The 21,326-nt window shown below is 68.0% G+C and carries 22 protein-coding genes and 3 pseudogenes; 11 read left to right on the plus strand and 14 right to left on the minus strand.

What is annotated here, in order from left to right; translation table 11 throughout:
- Positions 1-70: 70 nt before the first annotated feature.
- Positions 71-688, plus strand: coding sequence for a leucine-rich repeat domain-containing protein (locus WMF12_RS46660; protein WP_437855910.1), 618 nt, complete (start codon positions 71-73; stop codon positions 686-688).
- 206 nt (positions 689-894) lie between these two features.
- A complete protein-coding gene (locus tag WMF12_RS46665) occupies positions 895-1,935 on the plus strand; it encodes a lipase family protein (RefSeq protein WP_437855911.1) in 1,041 nt (346 codons plus the stop codon).
- A gap of 37 nt (positions 1,936-1,972) precedes the next feature.
- Here WMF12_RS46665 and WMF12_RS46670 read toward each other — a convergent pair.
- Together WMF12_RS46670 and WMF12_RS46675 are read right to left on the minus strand one after the other, a co-directional pair.
- Positions 1,973-2,739: pseudogene (locus WMF12_RS46670) on the minus strand (IS5 family transposase).
- Positions 2,740-2,905: 166 nt separating this feature from the next.
- Positions 2,906-4,099 carry a hypothetical protein gene (locus tag WMF12_RS46675; RefSeq protein ID WP_437855912.1) on the minus strand — a complete coding sequence of 398 codons (1,194 nt, stop codon included), beginning with the start codon at positions 4,097-4,099 and terminating at the stop codon, positions 2,906-2,908.
- Positions 4,100-4,782: 683 nt separating this feature from the next.
- On the opposite strand from WMF12_RS46675, the gene WMF12_RS46680 reads away from it, so the two are divergent.
- Positions 4,783-4,992: a hypothetical protein gene (locus tag WMF12_RS46680; RefSeq protein ID WP_437855913.1), complete on the plus strand. Its 210-nt coding sequence runs from the start codon at positions 4,783-4,785 to the stop codon at positions 4,990-4,992.
- 126 nt (positions 4,993-5,118) lie between these two features.
- Complete coding sequence (locus tag WMF12_RS46685) at positions 5,119-5,358, plus strand: hypothetical protein (RefSeq protein WP_437855914.1); 240 nt, start codon at positions 5,119-5,121, stop codon at positions 5,356-5,358.
- Positions 5,359-5,410: 52 nt separating this feature from the next.
- Here WMF12_RS46685 and WMF12_RS46690 read toward each other — a convergent pair whose 3' ends face one another.
- From WMF12_RS46690 to WMF12_RS46700, 3 genes and pseudogenes are all read right to left on the minus strand, one after another.
- Positions 5,411-5,602: an encapsulin gene (locus WMF12_RS46690; RefSeq protein WP_437855915.1), complete on the minus strand. Its 192-nt coding sequence runs from the start codon at positions 5,600-5,602 to the stop codon at positions 5,411-5,413.
- Positions 5,553-5,717: an encapsulin gene (locus WMF12_RS46695; protein ID WP_437855916.1), complete on the minus strand. Its 165-nt coding sequence runs from the start codon at positions 5,715-5,717 to the stop codon at positions 5,553-5,555. The genes WMF12_RS46690 and WMF12_RS46695 overlap by 50 nt, the downstream gene beginning before the upstream one ends.
- Before the next feature lie 34 nt (positions 5,718-5,751).
- A pseudogene (locus WMF12_RS46700) lies at positions 5,752-5,898 on the minus strand (ferritin family protein); the annotation flags it as partial.
- A 405-nt stretch (positions 5,899-6,303) separates the two neighbouring features.
- Here WMF12_RS46700 and WMF12_RS46705 point away from each other — a divergent pair.
- On the plus strand, positions 6,304-6,591 hold the full coding sequence (locus WMF12_RS46705; RefSeq protein WP_437855917.1) for an NAD-dependent epimerase/dehydratase family protein: 288 nt from the start codon (positions 6,304-6,306) through the stop codon (positions 6,589-6,591).
- Between the two features lie 526 nt (positions 6,592-7,117).
- On the plus strand, positions 7,118-7,768 hold the full coding sequence (locus WMF12_RS46710) for a DUF6184 family natural product biosynthesis lipoprotein (RefSeq protein WP_437855918.1): 651 nt from the start codon (positions 7,118-7,120) through the stop codon (positions 7,766-7,768).
- 315 nt (positions 7,769-8,083) lie between these two features.
- Here the strand turns inward: WMF12_RS46710 and WMF12_RS46715 are convergent, their stop codons facing one another.
- Positions 8,084-8,671 carry an archaemetzincin family Zn-dependent metalloprotease gene (locus WMF12_RS46715; protein WP_437855919.1) on the minus strand — a complete coding sequence of 196 codons (588 nt, stop codon included), beginning with the start codon at positions 8,669-8,671 and terminating at the stop codon, positions 8,084-8,086.
- Between the two features lie 21 nt (positions 8,672-8,692).
- Entirely contained in the window at positions 8,693-9,385 is a 693-nt protein-coding gene (locus WMF12_RS46720; protein WP_437855920.1) for a hypothetical protein, read from the minus strand.
- A 183-nt stretch (positions 9,386-9,568) separates the two neighbouring features.
- Between WMF12_RS46720 and WMF12_RS46725 the strand changes: the two genes are divergently transcribed.
- From WMF12_RS46725 to WMF12_RS46735, 3 genes are read left to right on the plus strand one after another with little or no spacing between them, the layout of a single operon-like run.
- Positions 9,569-10,648 (plus strand): NAD-dependent epimerase/dehydratase family protein, encoded by a 1,080-nt coding sequence (locus WMF12_RS46725; RefSeq protein ID WP_437855921.1) that lies wholly within the window; start codon positions 9,569-9,571, stop codon positions 10,646-10,648.
- Positions 10,645-11,277 carry a vitamin K epoxide reductase family protein gene (locus WMF12_RS46730; RefSeq protein WP_437855924.1) on the plus strand — a complete coding sequence of 211 codons (633 nt, stop codon included), beginning with the start codon at positions 10,645-10,647 and terminating at the stop codon, positions 11,275-11,277. The genes WMF12_RS46725 and WMF12_RS46730 overlap by 4 nt, the downstream gene beginning before the upstream one ends.
- Positions 11,277-11,681: an SPW repeat domain-containing protein gene (locus WMF12_RS46735; protein WP_437855926.1), complete on the plus strand. Its 405-nt coding sequence runs from the start codon at positions 11,277-11,279 to the stop codon at positions 11,679-11,681. Before WMF12_RS46730 ends, WMF12_RS46735 begins: the two co-directional genes overlap by 1 nt.
- A gap of 126 nt (positions 11,682-11,807) precedes the next feature.
- On the opposite strand, the gene WMF12_RS46740 is transcribed toward WMF12_RS46735, so the two are convergent.
- The 6 genes and pseudogenes from WMF12_RS46740 to WMF12_RS46765 all read right to left on the minus strand — a co-directional run bounded on the left by WMF12_RS46740 (position 11,808) and on the right by WMF12_RS46765 (position 17,802).
- Positions 11,808-12,533, minus strand: a complete 726-nt coding sequence (locus WMF12_RS46740; RefSeq protein ID WP_437855928.1) for a dienelactone hydrolase family protein — start codon at positions 12,531-12,533, stop codon at positions 11,808-11,810.
- Between the two features lie 343 nt (positions 12,534-12,876).
- Entirely contained in the window at positions 12,877-14,007 is a 1,131-nt protein-coding gene (locus WMF12_RS46745; protein WP_437855930.1) for a CapA family protein, read from the minus strand.
- A gap of 40 nt (positions 14,008-14,047) precedes the next feature.
- Complete coding sequence (locus WMF12_RS46750; RefSeq protein ID WP_437855931.1) at positions 14,048-14,503, minus strand: CBS domain-containing protein; 456 nt, start codon at positions 14,501-14,503, stop codon at positions 14,048-14,050.
- A gap of 203 nt (positions 14,504-14,706) precedes the next feature.
- Positions 14,707-16,461: pseudogene (ppsA, locus tag WMF12_RS46755) on the minus strand (phosphoenolpyruvate synthase); the annotation flags it as partial.
- A 127-nt stretch (positions 16,462-16,588) separates the two neighbouring features.
- Positions 16,589-16,996, minus strand: coding sequence for a hypothetical protein (locus WMF12_RS46760; protein WP_437855933.1), 408 nt, complete (start codon positions 16,994-16,996; stop codon positions 16,589-16,591).
- Between the two features lie 137 nt (positions 16,997-17,133).
- Positions 17,134-17,802: a phosphoribosyltransferase gene (locus WMF12_RS46765; protein ID WP_437855935.1), complete on the minus strand. Its 669-nt coding sequence runs from the start codon at positions 17,800-17,802 to the stop codon at positions 17,134-17,136.
- Positions 17,803-18,095: 293 nt separating this feature from the next.
- Here WMF12_RS46765 and WMF12_RS46770 point away from each other — a divergent pair, with 293 nt between their 5' ends.
- Together WMF12_RS46770 and WMF12_RS46775 are read left to right on the plus strand one after the other, a co-directional pair.
- Positions 18,096-19,367: a hemolysin family protein gene (locus WMF12_RS46770; protein ID WP_437855937.1), complete on the plus strand. Its 1,272-nt coding sequence runs from the start codon at positions 18,096-18,098 to the stop codon at positions 19,365-19,367.
- A gap of 165 nt (positions 19,368-19,532) precedes the next feature.
- Positions 19,533-20,399 (plus strand): CBS domain-containing protein, encoded by an 867-nt coding sequence (locus WMF12_RS46775; RefSeq protein WP_437855940.1) that lies wholly within the window; start codon positions 19,533-19,535, stop codon positions 20,397-20,399.
- Positions 20,400-20,582: 183 nt separating this feature from the next.
- On the opposite strand, the gene WMF12_RS46780 is transcribed toward WMF12_RS46775, so the two are convergent.
- The gene (locus WMF12_RS46780) at positions 20,583-21,062 is read right to left on the minus strand and encodes a sensor histidine kinase (RefSeq protein WP_437855945.1); all 480 of its coding nucleotides are present in this window, start codon (positions 21,060-21,062) and stop codon (positions 20,583-20,585) included.
- Positions 21,063-21,326: the final 264 nt, after the last annotated feature.

The following is a 21,326-nucleotide window of genomic DNA, read 5'->3' on the forward strand; positions in this document are numbered from 1 at the left end:
GAGAGGAAAAATGAAGAGGGGTGCGAGATCCGCGTCATCCTCGGGTGGTCCCTTGGATGTTCAGAGAGCCGTGAAGGACGCGCTCAAGAAGATCTCCGTCGCCGCGGGCCAAGGAAGGAAGGCGCTTGATCTTCACGCGCTGGGCCTCGACGATCTGCCTGAGGAGATCGGGACCCTCACTCCGCTGGAGGAGCTCGACCTGTCGCGCAACGCGTTGAGACAGCTGCCGCCGTCGCTCGCGGGGCTTGGCCAGCTCTCGAAGCTAGATTTGAGCCGGAATCAACTGAAGTGGTTCCCCTCGGACCTGTGCGGACTGACCGGTCTGCGCAGCTTGAACGTGAGCGACAATGCTATCAAAGATGTTCCGGCCTCGATCTCCGCGCTCGCCGAGCTCGAAGAGCTCGATCTCGGCTTCAACAAACTGGAGCGATTGCCCAGGGAGCTCTTTGCTCTCCCGAGGCTGCGCAAGCTGGAGCTGAGCGGTAACCAGTTGAAGATCCTGCCGGAGGAAGTGGGGCTGATGAAGGAGCTCGTCGAGCTCTGGATCGTCGACAATCCGTTTTCGGTTCTACCCAAAGAAACCTGGACTCTGCCGAAGCTGAAGTGGCTTCACCTGGATGGTGAGCAGTCTGCGCAAGTCCCGGAGGCCGTGCGAGTGCGAGGGAAGCCGGCGCTGCAGGTCGTGTGACCGCGCCCGCGCCGCGTGACGCAGTAGTACTAGCGTCGCAGGCGCCCTCGATTGGCCAGGCGGGTCGTACCCGCCCGCCTTGCAGCCGGTCCTTCTCAGCACCACGAGATCGTGTGGGGGGCTTGAGTATATCTCGCTCCTAACTCATCCCATTGGAGAGGATCCGATAGGTCGGCAATATTCGGAAACCACGAGGAGCGACGCGTATGGCTGATCAAGCGATACAAAGGCCGGCGGTGTTCACCGATCTAGTCAAGTCGCTAGCGCTAACGCTCGGTGATGTCGGGGCGCCGGGCAAGCCCCGCGAGTTAGAACATTTTGCCGACGCATCATACTTGCTCGCGCAGCTTGCAGCGTGGGCGTATGCTGAGTTAGACGATTTCAAGCTTGTGCTGAAGCGGATGTTCGATCCTTCCCAAGTCGCCACCGAGTGTTCCGCAATTTCCCTGACCAACGATGCGCTCGTCGTAAACGCGCATGCATACATCGTCAAAATCGACGTCCAGTTCGAAGATAAAATCAAGAGGATCGGCGTCCTCATCTTCCGGGGGACATCCTGGCAGAAGGCTCTCGACTGGATGGTCAACGCGAGCGTCGAGACGATGCAGTTCGGGGACTATGGACACGTTCACGGAGGCTTTCTACGAAACGTCTTGTGGCTCGGAGATGAGATTCGCAACAAACTCAAAATCACCGAGTTGGCTCACCTCGACGCGGTCTTTGTCACCGGGCATAGCCTCGGAGGCGCCATGGCCGCCCTCATGACGATGATACTCTGGACCGATCGCACCGATGGGACATACTCCGACGAGTTCCGGAAAAGGTTCTGCGGCTTATATACGTTCGGCGCACCGGCGGTCGGCGACGCCACCTTCGTGGACCAGTGCCCGCGCAACCTCGCGGACATCACGTTCCTGCATGTCTACGAGAACGATATCGTACCGCACATGCCGTCGCGTTCGATGGGGAAATTTCAGCACTTTGGGAAAGTGTACCACAGCGCGACCGATGGGTGGGTGCATGGAAAGCCCCTCACCCAGACCTACACTGCAATCGCGGCAAACGTTCTCGGTCTTTCCCATTTTGCGCTTAAGGTCTTTTCGTTCACGAGATGGGTCCCCCCGGTGCTCTCGTTCGTCGCAAAAAATTTCCCTTTCATGCGACTTCTCATTCTCTCGTGGACCGATCATTCCCCGCTCAATTACGTGAGGTGCTCCCAGATGAGTACCCTGCCTCCCGCGGGCTGATAGATCCGGCGAGGTCCTGCCGAGTGGACGTAAGAGCCTATCCCAGTAGGCCGGCCGCGCGCCAGGTGATGACCCCGCAAGCGAAGTGCGGAAGGGCGAGGTAGGTGTCCGCGCGCTTCGACCATCGGATGAGGATCCCCCGAAGGCGATTCATCCAGCTATGGGAACGCTCGACGACCCACCGCCGGGCCCTGCGCTCTGTTTTTTTTGAGCTCCTGCGCCTCTTCGCTGCGCGGGCGGATGTGTGCAGTGAACCCGAACTGCTTCAGCAAAACCGGAATCTCAGCGTAGTCGTAGACCTTGTCCAGGCACATGCCCTGTGGCTTGCGCCCGCTCGGACGCGGGCGTTCGACCGGGATGCTCTCGATGGTCTCGCGCGTCATCTTGAAGTCGTTGCGGTTGGCTCCGTCGACGGCGACGCCCACGGCGACGCCCGATGCCTCGGTCAGTAGGCTTCGCTTGGCGCCCCTCTTGGCGCGGTCGGTGGCGTTGGGCCCGGTTTTTTCCCCAGCGGGGCCTTGGTCATCGCCCCGACCATCGCCAGCCAGCTCCAGTCGATGCCAATGAACTCCTCGTAAGCCAGCAGCCCGCGGCGCCAGAACTCCCGAAACACGCCCGCTTCGGTCCATTCGATGAATCGCCGGTGCGCTGAGGACTGGCTGCAAATGCCGGTCGCATCGAGCTCCCCCACTGGCAGCCCGTCCGCAGAACGAAGAAGATGGCGTCCATGGCCACGCGATCGGGCACGCGCGGCTTGTGGCACCCGAGCGGGTGTGCCTTGCGCAGCGGCAGCAATGGTTCCATCTCTACCCAGATCGCATCGGGGATCCTCCAGCCATCATCCTCGAACTGCTTTATCCGCCGGCGGCTGCCGCGTCACACGCCGATGTCAAGCTGTCTCACGAGAACATCCGCACGTTTCTGATCATGGTCTTGCGAGATCCCAGAGGTTCCCTACTGGGATAAGTTCTTAGCCGCTCGGATCGAGCTGCACGCCGACGGTCCACGCGGCGCCGCCCACGTCGTCCTTCACGGTGATGCGTCCCGTCGCGGCGTCGAGCTCGAACGCCGGGTCGCCGCCGTTCGGGGTCGTGTTCCCGTCGTGGACGCGGACGACCTTGTCGCCCTCCACCGTGCACTCGGAGACGCCGGTCGTGCCCGCGCCGTAGAGCATGCGGCCGGCGCACGCGAGGCGCGTGAGGCACTTGCCGCCGCGCGGGAGCGGCGAGACGAGCAGCGCGCACCTCTGGCCCACCTTCACCGGGCTCGGTCCCGTGGACTCGGTGACGCGCGCGGACCGGCGCAGCGCTTTCCGGGTCGCGTCGAGGAGCGCCTCCCCCGCGACGGGCAGGCTCTGGTACGCCAGCATGAGCTCGACGCGGTACGCGGGCGCCGAGTCGCGCCAGACGGCGCCGGCCTTGCGGATGCTGTCGAGCGAGACCTCGGCCCGCTCGCCGGCGCGCGAGCCCTTGTCCTGGTACGAGAGGGCATAAGCATAGGTGCCAGGCTCAGGACCGGAGTCCTCCTCCACGCCGCTGCTGAACATCGACATGCCGTTCAGCGGATCGCTCGACCGGTAGATGGGCTTGCCGCCGCAGAGGACCCGGAGCGCGGGCACGCGGATGTCGTCGCCCGAGCTCGCGAGCTCCGCCTCGACCGTGCACGCCGCGCCGGCCGCGAGGGGGAGCCCCGTGGCGCGCGTGACGGTCGCCCTCCAGGTCGCGGTCGCGGTCCGCGACGGCGCCTCGCGCGCCGGCGCGGCCGGCTCCGGCGGCGCCTGCGCTGGCTCGGGGACCGGCGCCGGCAGCTCCGGGAGGGGAGGGGCAGGCGGGGGCAGGGCCGGCTGCTGGACGATCGCCATCGTCTCGCGCGCGGGCCGCGCCAGCAGGTAGCTCGCGATCATCGCGCAGAGCCCCACGCCCGCCATCGTCACCAGGAGCGGCACCGCCGACGACCGCTTCGGCCGGCCGCGCACCGCGTCGAGCTCCCGGCCGAGCTGGTCGAGCACGCGGCGGGCCTCCGCCATCTGGCGCTCGATCTGCTCGACGCGCGCTGCCCGATCGACGTCGCGGTGCTCCTCGAGCTCCTTCCTGGCCGCCGCGAGCTGCTCCTCGAGGCTGTCCACCCGCCCTCGCAGCGCGTCTCGTTCGTCGCGGTAGTGCATTGCACGAGAGCATATCCCGGAAGGCTCGCCCGATGCTCGCGCTGCCGGATGGTGCTGCGCGCCACCTGCGCGGGACACCGTCCGAGGTCCAGGCGCCCTCGTCCGCCAGGGAGGAGGTGGACGGGTGGAGTGTCCTCCTCGATCCCGGAGGTCTCGAGGATGGCGGAGCTGCTCCCTGCCTTCGACGGGTTCGCGCTCGCGTCGCTGAGCCTCGGTGCCGCCCGACGACGCCCTTCGAAGTACGCAGGCGCTCCACCGTTCGCGGTCCGTTCGCGACGGTCAGCCACGGAGACGGCGCCCGCGAGCATCTGCGCGGATGCACCTTGTGGTAGGCTCCGTCCGCCTCGGGAGGAGCGTGCATGAGACCGCTGCACGTTGCCGCACTTGTTCCGCTCCCTTGCGCTCGGCCGGCGTGGTGAGGCCGAGCGCCGCGGCGAGCACCTCCTCCACCGGCTCGGCGTGCTCGAGGGGCGCTATGCCTGGCTGGAGACCTCGGCAGCGAGAGAGACGGATCGGGCGGCGCCGCGGCCGTCCGCCTGTCCGGCGCCGCTCGAGCCCGCTCCTGCGCCGGCGGCGCGCCGGTCGATGCTCCCGTCCTTGGAGCGTCGCCGAGCCACTCTCGACGAGGTCGGATCTGGCACGGCGGATGCTCGACATGAGAGCTTGGTGCGAAGGAGATTCCGATGCAACAGGCGATCTGGACCCTGGCAAGCCTGACTCCTGAACAGGAACGGCTGCTCAAGGAGGCGGAGGGCGCGCTGAACAGCGGGGTGCTCCTCGCTTTCGAGCGGCGCGACGTGACCCCGACCAAGCTCACGCCGAGCCAGATCGAGTGCCTGATGGGTTTGGAGCAGAAGCTCGGGCTGGTCATCGTGGCGCTCCGGTCCGGCTGAGCGGCTGGAGCGCCGCCCAGGGGATTTTCCGGCCACGCTTCCGATGTTCCTCCGTCGTGTCCGTTCCCCGTGCCCACACCCGAACCACTCCGGCATGGACGGCTCGGCATCCGATCGAGGTGGATAATGGTTCAGCGATGCGATGTCTGCGGTAACGAGTACGACAAGACATTCCAGGTGACCATAGGGGCGGGCAGCTCGCACACGTTCGATAGTTTCGAGTGTGCCATCCAGGCGCTCGCCCCCGGTTGCGAGAACTGCTCCGTTCGGATCGTGGGCCACGGGGTCGAGAGCGGGGGCCACATGTACTGCTGCGCGCACTGCGCGCGCCAGAAGGGCGTGCAGGCCGCGAAGGATCGGGCATGAGCTCCACAGAAGGAGTGAGCGACCTGCTCGCCACGATCGCGTAGCTCGCGCCTCAGCCCCGCCGCAGCGCGACAGCCGCGGCGGGCTCGAGCACGCGGAAGGTGAAGCTCTCCGTGAGGAAGAGCTCGATGATGTCTTTATCGTGCCGATCGTAGCCGATGGACAAGTCCTCCCCGACGGTCAACTCGAAATCGCTACCCCGCGTGCTCAGGAGCACGCCGCCTTCGAGCGCGGGCGCCCACACGATCGGCCCGTCGACGATCTGGCGGCACGCGGCCCGTGTTGACCGCGGCGAACTCCCAGCCGAACGGACGGCGGACGTCGACGAGCTTGCGGCCGGCGAGGTGCAGCTTGAGCACCCGCGTGGCCTTGCGATCGATGAGGTCCCACGCGGAGCTCCGCGCCCACGCACGTCTCGGCGCGTTGCTGATACCAGTCGATCGCCTCGAGCTCCTCGATGAGCGACACGATCGCACGGTGCCGCTCCTTGGTCGCCTCCGACAAGAGCTCCAATGGCTCGTGGTAATTCTCGCTCGACATGCCGCTATGTACCACGCGGGGCGGTGATCGCTGCAGGCGGGAGGCGCCGACCAGGCCGGAGCGCCCCGCGGCGCTTGGGTGGCGCTACAGGATCTTCCCGACCTCCATTTCGACATCTGCCATGTTCGTGTAGCGACGCTGTAGAAGCGCTGGACGTCGCCGCGGCCCCGCACTTCTTCAGCCCCCACGCGCGGCCGGTAGAAGAAGATGTCCCCCTGCTCCAGGATGTGTGCGCCTGCTCTAGAAGGCATAGCCGAACTCCAGACACATCACGCCGCACCATGCGTGCCGCGATAGCGGGTGGAGCAGGGCCACGACGAGCTCAGGCCGGTGCCGAGAGCTTGCTCCGGCGGAGTGCTCGCCTACGCGCGGCGTGTCCCTTGCCTCACGCGGGCGCGGTGCGCCATGGGAGACGAAGCGAAGCTCGAGGCAGAAAAGCCGGTCGTTCTCGTCACGGGTAGCAGCGGGCTCATCGGATCCAAGATCGTCGAGGCGCTTGCCTCTGACTACGCCGTCCTCGGCATGGATCGGAAGAAGCCCGTACACACCCCGCCTGGAACGGAGCTCCTGGAGTGCGACTTGACAGACCGGGCGAGCGTGCAGCAGTCGGTCAGCGCGATGCGAGGGCGCGCCGGCGGCAAGCTTGCCAGCGTCGAGGCCAGCTGCTCCGGAGGAGGTGTTCCTCATCGCTGAGCCGGATGTCATGAGCTACGCCGAGCTGCAGGACGTGCTGGGAGCGCTGATCCACGGCAAGGAGTGGCCCACCATTGTCGTCCGGAAGCCAATTCGTCACCCGCCATCTGTGGAGCGAAACCCTCCACGAGGAACCCTTTCTCGTCGCGCCGGACGGCACGCTGGCCCGAGGCGAGCAGCGTCTGCGCGAGGCCGCGCGCGTGCTCTGCCGGGCAACACCGGCCGCTCCCTGTCCCGCAGAAACCCATTGGAGAGCGGCCGGAACCGTCAGTCCCGCCCACGAGTGCGCACGATGGTGATGGCGCTCCGCCGTGCACGGCGCGGCCGAGCGCGAGCGGCTGTGCCCCGTGCCTGTCCGGGAGCATCTCCCGCTTGCAGCTTCGCTCCGTCGCTCGTCACGCCCGGCTTGCATGGCGGCAAGGGAGGCACATACCTCATCGCAGTTCGAGGCTGTGGCGGCGTCCGCGGTCCGGCGCCCCTGCCGGTCGATCCCTGCCCCGCAGATCGCACCGCGGTGTCTGGCGCGATGACAGCCGAGCACGGCGCTGGCAGAGGCACGTTAATCGCAAGGGTGTTGGGGCAACTTGCGAGAAAACAGCACGCGGACGTTCCGAACCGCGTGCCGGGCCGGTCGGTGTTCGACGCAGCCGACGGCGAGACGGTCGAGGGCGACGCCCATCGCGCGACCTGGGCGCGTTCGATGGCGCCCGATCTGCAGGATCGGGCTGATCGGGAGGAAGAGATGATGCGAACGAACCATGGGAGATCGGTGATGGGCCTCCTCCTCGCGGCGGGGGTGCCCCTGCTCGTGGCGGCGTGCACGCGAGAAGAGAAGGCGCTCGGGACGGCGCCCCCGCCGGGCGCCCCTCAGGTCGAACCGCGGGTGATGACCGTCAGCGCGGTTGACAGCATCGTGGCGGCGCGGTGCGACCGCGAGGCACGGTGCAACAATATCGGCGCCGACCGGGAATATGCGAGCCAGGAGGCCTGCGCCACCAGGATTCGAGCCGAATGGCGTGACGACCTCAACTTCGCCGAGTGCCCCGGCGGCATCGATTCCAAGGAGCTGACCGAGTGCCTCCAGGAAATCCGCAATGACGACTGCAACAATCCGTTCGACACCCTCGGCCGGATCGTCGCTTGCCGCTCGAGCGACCTCTGCCAAGCCACTCAATAGCTGCGCTTTCGCGCGCGGAGGCGAGCGGGCACGCAGAGCGGTCAGGGGATGTGAAGCTGCCAGTGCGACGGGGCGGACGCGGAGCCGGTCATCATGACCTTGATCGCCCCATCGTCATCGTCCGGGCTGTGCCAGGCGGGCCGGTCTGTCGAGCCTGCTCTTGCACTCGAGCGCGGCGATCGAACAGGCCGATGAGTGCATCGGAACGAGGACCTTGCGGATGAGCGGTATCGAAGGCTCCATCGATCCGCGAGGCTACGCGCGTGCCCCGCGGGTCGTACACTGGTCTCCGCGAACCGAAGGGGCGCAGCGGCGTCATGGGCCTCGGGCGCGAGCCAGCGCCACGGCATGCCGCGAGCAGAAGCCGGTTCCCTTACGGTCGCTCTCGGCGAGCGTGTTCGAGAACCACATCACGCAGCGCGGGTCGTCGCAGTGGCCGAGGCCGTACGTATGTCCCAGCTCATGGATCGCCTCGGTGGCCGCTCGACGTTCGAAGAGCTGTTGCGCCTCGGTGCCAGCTCCGGCGGGATGGAGCCGCCGCAGCGAGAACACGGCGACCTGGCGAGCGGCGTCGGCCTGGCCGAAGACGAAGTTCAGGTCCGGGACGTAGAGGTCCACGTCGCAGACGCCGAGCAGCCGTTCCCATTCCGGCCGGCGGGCGGGCGCCAGCTCATCGAGGATCGCGGTCGACAGGTGCTGCCGGCGGCGCGTGTTCCAGCCACGGTCGGGGAGCGGCAGGGGCGACACCACGACCACCTCCGACCGAAATGCGCCCCCCAGCAGCGGTATCAGCCTGGCGATCGCCCCCGGCTCGACCGAACCCAACGGTGCGACCGCGATGACCGCCGAGGGCGGCGGAGCCGTCGCCCCGTCCTCGGTTGCGCGCAGAATGCCGAAGATCAAGATGACCCGTCCGGTGATGCTTCAGCCGGGCCCTCCCACGGCTCTCGCCCTCAGGAGAACATCCTTGTTGAACTGCCACATGATCTCGGCGTGCCCGTCGAACGCGATCCGCCCCACACGGTTCAGGTCCTCGATCAGCTCGAGCAGTCGCCCCTTTGCCTCGCTCACGAAGAGCGCGTCTTCAGACAGATCGCCCAATTGTGCCTGCTCGCGGGCGCTGGCGGCGTCGAGCTCGCGCTGCACGGCATCGAGCTCTTCTGCGGCGCTCCGGCTCTTGAAGTACTTTCGGAGCGCCCCGTCCAGAGCGATAACGCCTGGGCGGAGCTGGCTCAAGTGGGCCGACAGCCCCGCGGCAGATCGACCGAGCGGTCCCGTGTGCAGCGGCACAGAGGACGGCCAGGTGGCCGCTGTCTCGCGCAGCGCCATTGGCACCGCGTTTCGCAATCGCCGCAGGAAGGCCTTCGCCCGGCCGATGGCGCTCCACTCCGCGGCGTCGGCGTCGCGCGCCTCTCCTTGCGAAATGGCTGGCCCGGGCGACGCGGATAGCTCCGCGACCGTCTGCTCGAGCGCGAGCGTCTTGTCTCGCGTCCAACCATTGTCAGCCAGCTCTGCCGAGAACCGCCGCGCGAGATCCATGTGTACGCGCCCCTGTTCGACAAGGCCGTGCCGTGGCTCTTTGCGACCCTTCTCTACCAGCCGAACTTCTACCGCCATGCGCATGAACCTGGGACGCCGAGGACCGAGGCGCAAGTTCGTCGCGCCGTCGCATGCGCACGCACTGGCGCACGCGCTGCACCGAGCATTGAAGAAGAAGAACAGCGCTGTGCTCGCTCCTCCGCAATGGGTGCGGTGCACCCGGCGTGGCGTGCCCTTTGCTGCACTCAACCGCGGTGCTCCATGGGAAACGAGACGCAAAAACCGGTCGTTCTCATCACAGGCAGTAGCGGGCTCATCGGATCCAAGCTCGTCGAGGCATTCGCCTCCGACTACGCCGTCATCGGCATGGATCAGAAGACGCCGACCCAAGTCCCGGCCGGGACCCGGTTCTTGGAATGCGACCTGACAGACCGGGCGAGCGTGCAGGAGTCGCTCAGCGCCGTGCGAGAGCGAGAAGGGAGCGAGCTCGCCAGTGTCCTCCATCTCGCGGCGTACTACGACTTCGCTGGCGAGCCGAGCCCGCTGTACCACGACCTCACGCTCGGGGGAACCGAGCACCTTCTCGATGCTCTCCGGGACTTTCGGGTCGAGCAGCTCGTCTTCTCGGGCAGCCTCCTCGTGATGAAGCCGGCGGAAGAGGGAGAGCGAATCGAAGAATCATCGGCTACAGAAGCATCGTGGGACTATCCCCGCTCGAAGCTCGAGGCGGAAGAGCTCATTCGTGAGCAGCATCGAGACATTCCCGCGGTGCTGCTGCGCATCGCCGGCGTCTACACGGAAGACTGCGAGTCGATTCCGATCGCCCAGCAGATTCGACGCATCTACGAGAAGAGCTTCGAGAGCTACTTCTTCCCGGGGGATCCGTCCCACGGCCAGGCCTTCGTGCACATGGATGATCTCGTGGCGTGCTTCCGCAGGGTGGTCCAGCTTCGCGACCAGCTCGCTCGCGACGAGGTGTTCCTGATCGCCGAGCCGGACGTCATGAGCTACGCGGAGCTGCAGGACGTGTTGGGGGCGCTGATCCACGGCAAGGAGTGGCCCACCATCGTCGTCCCGAAGCCGATTGCCAAGGCCGGTGCATGGGTTCAGGTCAAGCTCAAGGGCGGCAAGGGCGCATTCATCAAGCCGTGGATGATCGATCTCGCGGATGCTCAGTACGCCGTCGATATCAAGCATGCTCAGGGCCGGCTCGGCTGGAATCCCGTGCGGAGACTGCGCGACACGCTGGGCGAGATGGTTCGCAGGCTGAAGGACGACCCGAAGGGCTGGTATGCGAAAAACAAGCTCCCGTTCCCCGAGGGGAAGGCGAGCGCCGCATGACGCCTCGCACCCACCTCGCTTCCGATCCGACGAGCCTGAACGTCCCCGCGCCGCCGTGGCATTACAACCCGTCCTCCTGGGGGCAGCGCGTGCCGATTTGTCTCCTCGCGGCCGTGGGCTTCGTCCTCTCGTCGTACATGGCGCTCTACCAATGGCGCCTCATCTCGAGCGTGTGGGATCCGTTCTTCGGTGAACAGACGCTGCGCGTGCTCGATTCAGGCGTGTCCCACCAGATGCGTCGCTGGTTCGGTGTTCCCGACGCCGCGCTCGGCGCGATCGCCTATCTGGGCGACGCGATATTCGGTCTAGCGGGCTGCACGCGTCGGTGGCAGTACCGGCCGTGGCTGGTCGTGCTCTTCGGGCTCGACGTCATCCCGCTCGGCGCGGTCAGCGTCGTCCTCGTCGTGCTCCAAGGGACGGTCGTTGGAGCGTGGTGCTCGCTCTGTATCGCCACCGCCATCGTCTCGCTGGTACTCATCCTCCTCGCGTACGACGAGGTCTGGTCCAGTCTTTCCTATCTCGTGAGGGTCTGGCGTCATACGCACCAGCGTCGCGCCGTCTCCCGCATGTTCTGGGGGCGTCCGTCGCCTGGGGGGGACGACGCGGCGCTGATCGGCGGGAGGGCATGATGTGGGCGCGCGTCGTCGAGGTGATGCTCGCGTGCTGGCTGGCAGTGAGCCCCTTCATCTTTCGTCACGGAAGCCGAACAGAGTTTTGGGTCAGCGATCTCGGATGCGCCGCGCTCGTGATGACCCTCGCGCTCGCCTCGTTTTGGCATCCGATGCGCTACGCACATGTTGGAATCGCTGTGGTCGCCATGTGGCTCATGGCGTTCGGCTACTTCCGGTGCGGCTCCCCGCCACCCGCTGCCGCTCAGAATGACATCCTGACGGGGCTACTGCTCCTCATGTTCGCGATCGTCCCGAACGACGCGTCTCAACCGCCGACCGCGTGGAAGCGCGCGAGGGAGAGTGCCATCGCTGGAGATCTCGACGCGGCGGCGTCGATTCAGCGGCCTGCCTCCGATTCGTAAGAGCGCCGGCACGGCACGGTCGTTCTCATGCATTGCATGGCAACGCTGTCTGGAGACGTCACGTCGTGGAGGCGGACTCGGCGGGCGGTGTCATCGCGCTGTGGAGCGTGCCGTGCGCCGCTCACCTCATGTCGCCCCCGTGTGGTGCCGAGGCCCCATCCGGTCCTGCGCCAAGTGGTGCCTGAACCAGTCGCGCGCGAGCTTGGCGACCCGATCGAGCGCGCCCGGCTCCTCGAAGAGGTGGGTGGCGCCGGGCACGATCTCGATCCGCTTCTCGCACGCGAGCTCGGCGAGGGCTCGGCGGTTCAGCTCGATCACGAGGTCGTCACGCCCGCCGACGATCAGCAGCGTCGGCGCGCGGATGCTCGCCAGCGCCGGGCCGGCCAGGTCGGGCCGGCCGCCGCGGGAGACGATGGCCTGCACGAGATCGGGCCCCTCGGCCGCCGCGACCAACGCGGCCGCGGCCCCGGTGCTGGCGCCGAAGTAGCCGCACGGTAGACGGCTCGCGTCGGCGTCCTGACGGAGCCACCTGGCCGCGCCGAGTAGGCGCTTCGCGAGGAAGCCAATGTCGAAGCGCAGGTGCGCCGTCTCCTCGTCGACCTCTTCCTCCGCCGGGGTGAACAGGTCGAGAAGCAGCGTCGCCAGCCCGCCCGCGCGCAGCACCTCGGCAACGAAGCGGTTGCGCGGACTGAACCGGCTGCTCCCGCTGCCATGCGCGAACAGCACGGCACCGCGTGCGTCGGAAGGGACGCTCCAACTCCCCGTGAGGGTCGCCGCCTCGACCGGGATGGCGACCTCTCTCTCGACCGCCTCGCCGTGATCGCTCGCGCCACCCTCCGAGCTCGTCCGCATGGTCTCCTCCATCCCCTGTTATCGTTCCCTGGGACCGTGTCCCGCGAACGCAAGCGCGCGCACGTGGAGGTTCACTGCGGCTGGCGCTGCACGCTTCCTCGGTTGGCCCGAGCGCGCCTGCTCGTCCAAGCACCATGGCGGGCTGTGGACCGCGATGCCCTCTCCTCTGTGCAGCTTCAGCAGCCACGTGAGCAGCGCAGCGGTGGTGTTGTGCAGGATGGAATATGGAATCGCTCCCATTCCGGCCTGCGGGTGCGCGCCAGATCACCGAGGATCGCCGTCGACAGGTGCTGCCTGTACTGCGCGTTCCGGGCGCGGCTGGGAAAAGCGGCAGAGGCGGCGCTCAACAACGACGCGGGCTCCACGTGCTCGTCGCGGCACGCCAGCGCAGGGTGATGCGCCCGTCCTCCCCGAGCGCGGTCTCCGCACCGAACGCCCGGCTCTCGCGCGCGATCGTCTCGGCGAGCCACCGCGCATCGGCGACCTGCGCGCGGGTCGCCCGGAGCCTCCGGAGCTGCATCGGCGTCATCGTCAGGTCCTTGAGCTTCCCGGTGGCCGGCTCCACGCTGGCGAAGTACATGAGCGCGAGATCGCCCCGGAACTCCTCGTGACCGTGGATTCCCTCGTAGTCGTTGATAAAGTCCCCGCAGCCATAGAGCACGAGCTTGCCGTCGTGCACCTCGATCGCCTGCGGGTGATGCGACGAGTGGCCGTGGACGACGTCCACGCCGCCCTCGATGAGCCAGTGCGCGAAGCGTATATACTCGTCGGGGATCGTGTAGCCCCAGTTGCCTCCCCAATGGATCGAGGCGACGACGACGTCGTTCGCACGCTTTACGCGCTGCACGCGCTCGCCAATCGCGAGCGCGACCGACTCCGAGAGCTCCGGTAGGAGGTCGATCCCAGTGCGAGCCTCAGTTGCGGCCCAGCCCAGGGGGATACCGCTGGTCTCCACCCCGAACGCGAACACGAGGACGCGCCCGTTCCCCCGCAGATCGATCACCGCCGGAGCGCGCGCTTCATCGCGGTCGCGGCCGGCACCTGCGGTCCGCACGCCGGCGTTCCTCAGCACCTCGATGGTCTCGATGAGCCCAGCGCGGCCCCAATCGAGCACGTGGTTGTTCGCGAGGGTGCAGACGTCGATCAGCGCGGCCGTGAGGCAAGGGACGTTCTCCGGGTGCATCCGGTAGTGGATGCCCTTGCCCATCCAGGCGTCGTCGCTCCGCGTGACGCTGGTCTCGAGGTTGACGATCCGCGCGTCGGGCGCGACCCTTTCGAGCTCGGCGAGCGCGTCTCCCCACACGTACGAGAAGTCGACCGGGCGCGGAATCGGCCCGTTCGCCGCCTCGGCGAGCTCGACATAGGCGCGAGCGTCGTTGGCCCAGGGTTCGTAGAGCAACGAATCGCTCGGATGCGGCAGGACCTGGTCGATGCCTCGGCCGGTCATCACGTCCCCGCAGAGGAACAGGATCAAGCGGCACCCCCTGAAGTGCTTCCCCGCTCAGGCCCCCCGCTCAGATCCGGCGCTCGACCTCGCGACGCCGCTCGCGATCCACGAGCGCCGCGAGATCGGCGAGCTCGCCCGAGAGGAACTCGAGGATGTCGTCGAAGGCGACGAGCCCGACGAGGGCCCCCTTCTCGTCGACCACGGGCATGCGCCGGATGCCGTGACCGCGCATCCGCGCCAGCGCGTCCGCCAGGCTCTCGTTCTCCCTCGCGGTGACGAGCGGCTCGGTCGCGAGGTCCGCGACCTGGATGGTGTCCAGGTACTCCCTTGCCGTCGCCAGCACGCCGACGACGATGTCGCGATCGGTGATGATGCCGACGGGCGTGACCCGGCCGTCCGCCTTCGTCGCGATGACGAGGCAGCCGACGTGATGCACCCGCATACGGCGTGCGGCCTCGAGCATTGTGTCCGTCTTGCCGACGGTGACTACGCTGCGATTACAGAACTCGCCCACGGTGACCACGGTATTCTCCCGTATGGCTTTACCCTGGTGCCGAAGATCGCCCCGAGAAGCCCCGGGCGCGCCGCACGACGCCTTTCGAGTGGTGCGGATGCGGCGGGTGAGGCCGGTGCCGCCGCAACGGTCCTCGCGACCTGGGGACGCCTGGGATCACGGAAGCCGAGGGCGGTCGCCGTACGGCGAGCTCGATGCCACGGCCGGACCCATCACGGCGGCCCAGCAGACGAGCCCGCGCCGGCCGGCGTGCTCGACGGCGCAGCGGACGACTCGCTCGAGAGGCGCTCCTCGAGCTCCAGCACGGCGAGCGTAGTCCGCAGCACCGTGTCCGGGTTGAGCGAGATGGAGTCGATCCCGAGGCGGACCAGATCCTGTGCGAGGTCGGGATGGTCGCTGGGCGCCTGCCCGCAGATGCCCGCGTGTCGTCCGTTGCGGTGCGCTCCCACGATCGCCTGGCGGATCATCTCCACGACGCCCGGATCGCGCTCGTCGAAGTCGAAGGCCACGATCGCCGAGTCCCGGTCGACGCCGAGCACCAGCTGCGTCAGATCGTTCGAGCCGATCGAGATGCCATCGAAGATCCAGCAGAACGCATTGATGCTCACGACGTTGTTCGGGATCTCGCACATCACGTGGACCTCGAGCCCGTTCTCGCCTTGCACGAGGCCGTGCTTCGACATCTCTGCGAGGACGCGCCGGCCCTCCTCCACGCGCCGGCAGAAGGGGATCATGACCCGCACGTTGACGAGGCCCATGTGCTCGCGCACGCGGCGTAGCGCGCGGCACTCGAGCGCGAACGCCTCGGCGTACGAGGGGTGGGCGTAGCGCGAGGCGCCGCGGAAGCCGATCATCGGGTTCTCCTCGTGCGGCTCGAACGCCGCGCCGCCGATGAGCTGCGCGTACTCGTTGGTCTTGAAATCCGAGAACCGGACCACGACCGGCTTCGGGTAGAACGCCGCCGCAATGGTGGCCACGCCCTGCGCGAGCGTGGCGACGAAATATTCGGCGCGATCCGGGTAGCCCCGTGTGAGCTCGGCGATCGCGCTCTGCGCCTCGGCGTCCTCGACGCGCTCGGGATGGAGGAGCGCCATCGGGTGGATCTTGACCTCGCTGCTGATGATGAACTCGATCCGCGCGAGCCCCACGCCGTCGTTCGGCACGAACGAGAGCGCGAAGGCTTGCTCCGGGGTGCCGAGGTTCATCATGATCTTCGTGCGCGGCCTTCGGATCCCCGAGAGCGCGGTGCGGTCGATCCGAGAGCGGAGCCGTCCGCTGTAGACGCGGCCCACCTCGCCCTCAGTGCACGAGACGGTGAGCTCCTGCCCGGAGCGCACGCGTGCCGTGGCTCCTTCGGCGCCCACGACGGCGGGGATGTCGAGCTCGCGGGCCACGATCGCCGCGTGACAGGTGCGCCCGCCGCGGTTGGTCACGACCGCGGCGGCCCGCTTGAGCACGGGCTCCCAGTCAGGCGTGGTGGCGTCGGCGACGAGGACCTCACCGTCCGCGAACTCCCCGAGGCGGGCGACGTCCTCGATCACGCGTGCCGGTCCGCTCCCGATCTTCTGCCCGATGCTGAGCCCGCTCACGATGGGCTCTGGGTGCTCCTCGAGCACGTACGTCTCCAGCACGTCGGCGGCCCGCCGGGCGTGCACGGTCTCCGGTCGCGCCTGGACGATGAAGAGCTCGCCCGTGAGGCCATCCTTCGCCCACTCGATGTCCATCGGACGCTCTTCGCCCGCCTTGCGCGCGTAGTGCTCCTCGATCCGCAGGGCCTGCCGGGCAAGGTCGAGGACCTCGCCATCCACCACGCAGAAGCGCCGGCGCTCGCCCTCGGGCACGGGGACATTCTCCATGGCGCGTCCAGATCCCGGGAGCGGCTTCGCTCGTCGAGATCGGCTCGCCGTCGCGCGACATGCGCCGCTCGATCGTGGGACCGCAGGCTCACCGCCTCGGCCTCGGCCCGGCAGCCACCACGCGAGCAGCCCGGCGAGGCGCTTGTGGGCGAGGCTCGGCACCGAGCCGCCAAGCGTGACCCACGCATCCTTCGCCGAGACCTCGATCGCGCCGCGGACCGTTCCGGTCGATATGTGGCTACGCGCCGCTCCGCTTCTCCGGGATGTGGTCCTCGCCGCCCGACGTCCGCTCTATTCGTGCCTGCGGCTCCTCCAGCTCGGGCCGCTGGTGCTCGGGGCCTTCGCGGGGCACGGCCTTGCCACCGTGCGTGCCGCCCACGTGGACGCCGCCGGCATAGCGCGCCGCGCTCTCGGCCGAGCTCGTTCCGCCGGCGTCCCGCTCGGCCGTCCTGCGCATCGTGCGCTCGTCGGCGTGCTCTGGGGGCCTGCGCTGCGGGGGTGCGATCTCGCGTCGAACGCGATCGCGCAGGCTCCGGACACCGCGGAGCACGCGTGAACGTCGGATCCACCGCAGCCCGGCGAGGCGCCGGACGATACGATCGACCCGCTCCTTGGCCCACGTCAGGGTCTTCTTGGCCGTCTCCATGAGCGCAGCTTGCGTCGGGCGATCCGGCACCGGGAGTGTGCGGCGCCGCGTGCCCACGCGGGGCCCCACCAGCGGGCGTCCGATATCGGCCCCGGTTGCCTGAGAGGGATGAGCCGGAGCGCCATTGCGCCGACCCGTCAAGCGGCCTCTTGCGCGTTACGCGACGTCGGCCTCGCGGCGCGCTCCAAAAGGGCCCGGACCTCCTCATCCGTGGTCTGCGAGAAGTCCTGGTACCAGAGCCCGACGGCCACGAAGGGCTCCGGCGTGACGGCGCAGACGACCTCGTCCGCCTCCCCCTGAAGGGCCTCGCATGTCGAGGGGGCCGCGACGGGGACGGCCACGACGATTCGAGCGGGCGACAGGCGCCGCAGAGCCTTCACTGCCGCCCGCATGGTCGCGCCCGTCGCCAGGCCGTCGTCCACGAGGATGACCACGCGACCGTGGATGTCGAGCGGAGGCCGGCCGCCGCGATATTCGCGCTCGCGACGTTCCAGCTCCTCCCGCTCCAGCAGCTCGGCATCGGCGATCTCCCTTTCCGTGAACCCGAGCGCGTCGACGACCTCCTCGTTGAGCACGCGCACGCCGCCCGAAGCGATCGCCCCCATCGCAAGCTCTTCCTGCCCGGGAACGCCGAGCTTGCGCACGACGAAGACGTCGCACAGCGCCCCCAACCGGCGGGCAACTTCGAACGCCACCGGGACGCCTCCCCGCGGTAGCCCCAGCACCACAACGTCTGCTCGACGCGCGTAATGGTCGAGCTGCGCTCCAAGGCGCTCGCCTGCATCCGAACGGTCATGGAACAACATGAGCCCTCCTACCCGGCCACGGGGACGGACCTCTTGTTCACTCGAAATGTACGGGAGCGTTCTCGAAAGCGTCAGTCCCCTACCGGTAAATAGTAGAATTTTAGTGGATAATGGCAGAGTTCGCGTCTCGTGCAGCTTGGGGACCAGCCGATCCGCGATGCACGGCGCCACACGCGGCCGCACGTTCCCTCTGTGCCGAGTCCGGTCCATCGCGCTTGAGTTGCGAACCGCCCGCACCATCGTCAAGAAGGTCGGGGGTGAGGCGTGATGTCACGATCTGGAGCGAGTTGCCCATGACGAGCGCCGAATGGCTGGGCCTCGGGGCGGTGGTGGTCCTGATCTCCCTGGCGGCTCTGATGGCGGCGGCCGAGGTCGTGATCACGCGCACGAGCCGTATCCACGCCTACCGGCTGCGGGAGGACGAGCGCCCAGGGGCGGCGTCGCTCGTGAGGGTGGTCGAGAACCCGGCGCCTTACCTCAACGTTGTCCTGCTGCTGACCCTGCTCTTTCATCTGACGGGCACGACGATCGCCGTCGCAGTCGCGGTACGGGTCCTCGGCGGGCTCGGCGAGGTGATCGCCACGCTGGTCATGACGGTGCTCTTGTTCGTGCTCGCCGAGGCGAGCCCCAAGACGTTCGCCGTGCAGCACACGGACCGGACCGCGCTGCTTCTCGCGCCGCTGGTTCTCGCTCTGGGCAGGATCCTCGGGCCGATCGCGCGTCTCCTCATCGGTGTCACCAATGTCATCCTGCCCGGCAGGGGGCTCAAGGAAGGGCCCTTCGTCACGGAGGCGGAGATCCGGGCGATGGCCGACATGGCATCGAAGGAGGCGACCATCGAAGAAGAGGAGAAGAGGCTCATCCACTCCATCTTCGAGTTCGGCGACACCGTCGTCCGCGAAGTGATGACGCCCCGGCCCGACATCGTGGCCGTCCCGGTGATGACGCCCCTCCCCGAGGCGATGAGCGTCTTCATCAAGCACGGCCACTCGCGCATCCCGGTATACGACGCCACGCTCGACGACGTCGTCAGCGTCCTGTACGCGAAGGACGTCATGCGCGAGCTCCACGCCGGCCACACCAAGCGACCCCTCTCCGAGATCGGCCAGAAACCTCGCCTCGTGCCTGAATCGAAGAGGGTCGCCGAGCTGCTCAAGGACATGCAGAAGGGCAAGTTCCACATGGCGATCGTCGTGGACGAGCACGGGACGGTGAGCGGTCTCGTGACGCTGGAGGACGTGCTCGAGGAGATCGTCGGCGAGATCGCCGACGAGTACGACCGCGAGGAGCCGAACGTGAAGCCCGTCGGCGCGAAGGCCTACCGAGTGAAGGGACGCACGCCCGTCGACCGGCTGAGCGAGGTGCTCGACGTGAAGCTGCCGAGCACCGAGTGGGACACCGTGGGCGGCCTCGTGCTCGGGGTCCTCGGCCACTTGCCGGCGCAGGGCGAGCAGGTGGAGATCGAGAGCCTGAGGTTCACCGCCGAGCGCGTCCACGGCCGGCGGATCTCCGAGGTCCTGGTCGAACAGCTCGAGCCAGCCGAGGCGGTGCACGCCGAGGCGTGATCGCGCGTGGTTCGTCGGTCCCGCGCCGCGGACCGTGGGCCCCGTGTCAAGAGCCCAAGAACGACGGCATGCGGATGAGCAGCCGAACGGAGGCCGGTGGACTCTCGATGCGCCGCCCATTGCCATGGGGAAATCCGACCCAACGTAAAGCAACGGAGGCGCCACATGCTCTGTAGCCAGCTGATGAAGAGTGAGCCCGTTTGCGTGCTGCCAGACACCACCGTGCAGACGGCGGCGCAGCGCATGGTCGACGAGAACATCGGATTTCTCCCCGTCTGCGACGCCTCGGGCAAGGTGCTCGGTGCGCTGACGGACCGGGACATTGCCATCCGCGTCGTGGCGAAGGCTCTCCCCGCCACGAGCCGGGTCGCCGACGTGATGACGTGCGAGGTGGTCGCTTGCCGGGCGGACGAGGACATCCAGCAGGCGGAGGAACGGATGCGGCAGGCCCAGAAGTCGCGCATCATGTGCACCGACGCGCTGGGACGCCTGGTCGGCGTGATCAGCCTCTCCGACATCGCCCGGAGCGAGCCCGACGACAGGGTCGCGGGAACGCTGCGCGCGACGGCCACGCGGGAAGCCCCGGCGGCGCCGGGGGCCGAGCCGGCGCGCGAAGCGAGGCCGATCGACGTGAAGTCCGAGCGTGTCTTCCGGCGGATCGAGCAGAGCGGGGCGCTGCCGAAGGATCTGCGCGCCCCGGAGGCGGTCGGCGCCGTGCTGTGCGTGCTGTCGCTGCGGGTGAGCGGTGGCGAGGCGCGGGACATGGCGGGCGCCCTGCCGCCGACGCTCAGGGAGATCGTCGAGCCGTGCGCGCTGCACCGGGCCGAGCTGCCGGACACCTTCGGCCGCGGCGAGTTCGTGCAGGTGTTGGCGCAGCACCTCCAGACGTCGAGCGAGCAGGCCGAAGCGCTGGCGCGCGCCGTCTTCTCCGCCGTCGAGGCGGAGATGCCGATGGACGAGGTGACGGCAGTCGAAGGGCAGCTCCCGGGCGATCTGAAGGATCTCTGGGGTCGCCACCGCCGGGCAGCCTGACGCTCGCTCGAATCGGCGCGTCGAGGCAGGGGGCTTCGTCGTGGTCCGATCATGACGTGTTGCCGAGGCTGGCTATCGCGAGTGCAGCGCCGGAGTTCCTGGCCGGAGTACGTTCGCTGGCCTTCCGTTTCTGATGCGCTGAAGCACGGGAGATCCGCTGCTGGCACACCATCGGATCCGCGATCATTGCACCTGAAACTCAGGCCGCTCCACGCCGTGCTCATGCGCGCGGCGCGGCAGCCCGACGGTGAACGTCGAGCCTCGGCCCGGCGCGCTCTCGACCCGGATGGTGCCGCCGAGCGCGTCGAGGATCTGCTTCACGATCCACAGCCCGAGCCCGAACCCCCCGTAATGGCGCTCGGACACGGCGCGCTCGAAGCGCCCGAAGATGCGGGCCTGCTGTTCGGGCGCGATGCCGATCCCCTGGTCGCGCACCACGATCCGCGCCGCGTCGTCGCCTTCCTCCACGATCAGATCGATGGGCTTGCCGGCTCCATACTTGATGGCGTTCGAGAGCAGGTTGTTGAGGATCTGATCGACGCGGGTCCGGTCCCACCACCCGGCGACCGGCTGGCCGGCCTCGAGGCGCAGCTCGCAGCCGGCGCGGGTGAGCTGGTCGCGGAACCGGAGCGCCGTGTCCCGCGCCGAGGCCGCGACATCCACCCGCTCGTGGCGCAGCTGGATCTTGCAGGTTGGAGCCTCGGCCGACCCAGAGAGCCTTGAATTTGTACAAGGTTGGAGCCTCGGCCGACCCAGGGGCCCTTGAATTTGCACAAGGCTGGCGCCTCGGCCGACCGTTGGCGCCTTGAATTTGCACAAGGTTGATGCCTCGGCCGACCCGGGGCTCTCGCGCCGGCCGCATCAGCACATAGCTCCCGACCACGAGCATGGCGCAGGGCCGGCGGCCTCGGCGCTGACGGCGTGTGG

The organism is Sorangium sp. So ce363 (assembly GCF_051520435.1).
In the GTDB taxonomy this organism is placed as follows: domain Bacteria; phylum Myxococcota_A; class Polyangia; order Polyangiales; family Polyangiaceae; genus Sorangium; species Sorangium cellulosum_B.

Bases quoted from the DNA above. Each gene is read 5' to 3' on its own strand.
- WMF12_RS46740 (WP_437855928.1), bottom strand. From the start codon at position 12,533: ATGCGGACGAGCTCGGAGGGTGGCGCGAGCGATCACGGCGAGGCGGTC.
- WMF12_RS46730 (WP_437855924.1), top strand. From the start codon at position 10,645: ATGACGCCTCGCACCCACCTCGCTTCCGATCCGACGAGCCTGAACGTC.
- WMF12_RS46775 (WP_437855940.1), top strand. From the start codon at position 19,533: ATGCTCTGTAGCCAGCTGATGAAGAGTGAGCCCGTTTGCGTGCTGCCA.
- WMF12_RS46675 (WP_437855912.1), bottom strand. From the start codon at position 4,099: ATGCACTACCGCGACGAACGAGACGCGCTGCGAGGGCGGGTGGACAGC.
- WMF12_RS46680 (WP_437855913.1), top strand. From the start codon at position 4,783: ATGCAACAGGCGATCTGGACCCTGGCAAGCCTGACTCCTGAACAGGAA.
- WMF12_RS46685 (WP_437855914.1), top strand. From the start codon at position 5,119: ATGGTTCAGCGATGCGATGTCTGCGGTAACGAGTACGACAAGACATTC.
- WMF12_RS46765 (WP_437855935.1), bottom strand. From the start codon at position 17,802: ATGTTGTTCCATGACCGTTCGGATGCAGGCGAGCGCCTTGGAGCGCAG.
- WMF12_RS46665 (WP_437855911.1), top strand. From the start codon at position 895: ATGGCTGATCAAGCGATACAAAGGCCGGCGGTGTTCACCGATCTAGTC.
- WMF12_RS46735 (WP_437855926.1), top strand. From the start codon at position 11,277: ATGTGGGCGCGCGTCGTCGAGGTGATGCTCGCGTGCTGGCTGGCAGTG.
- WMF12_RS46725 (WP_437855921.1), top strand. From the start codon at position 9,569: ATGGGAAACGAGACGCAAAAACCGGTCGTTCTCATCACAGGCAGTAGC.
- WMF12_RS46720 (WP_437855920.1), bottom strand. From the start codon at position 9,385: ATGGCGGTAGAAGTTCGGCTGGTAGAGAAGGGTCGCAAAGAGCCACGG.
- WMF12_RS46760 (WP_437855933.1), bottom strand. From the start codon at position 16,996: ATGGAGACGGCCAAGAAGACCCTGACGTGGGCCAAGGAGCGGGTCGAT.
- WMF12_RS46710 (WP_437855918.1), top strand. From the start codon at position 7,118: ATGACAGCCGAGCACGGCGCTGGCAGAGGCACGTTAATCGCAAGGGTG.
- WMF12_RS46705 (WP_437855917.1), top strand. From the start codon at position 6,304: ATGGGAGACGAAGCGAAGCTCGAGGCAGAAAAGCCGGTCGTTCTCGTC.
- WMF12_RS46770 (WP_437855937.1), top strand. From the start codon at position 18,096: ATGACGAGCGCCGAATGGCTGGGCCTCGGGGCGGTGGTGGTCCTGATC.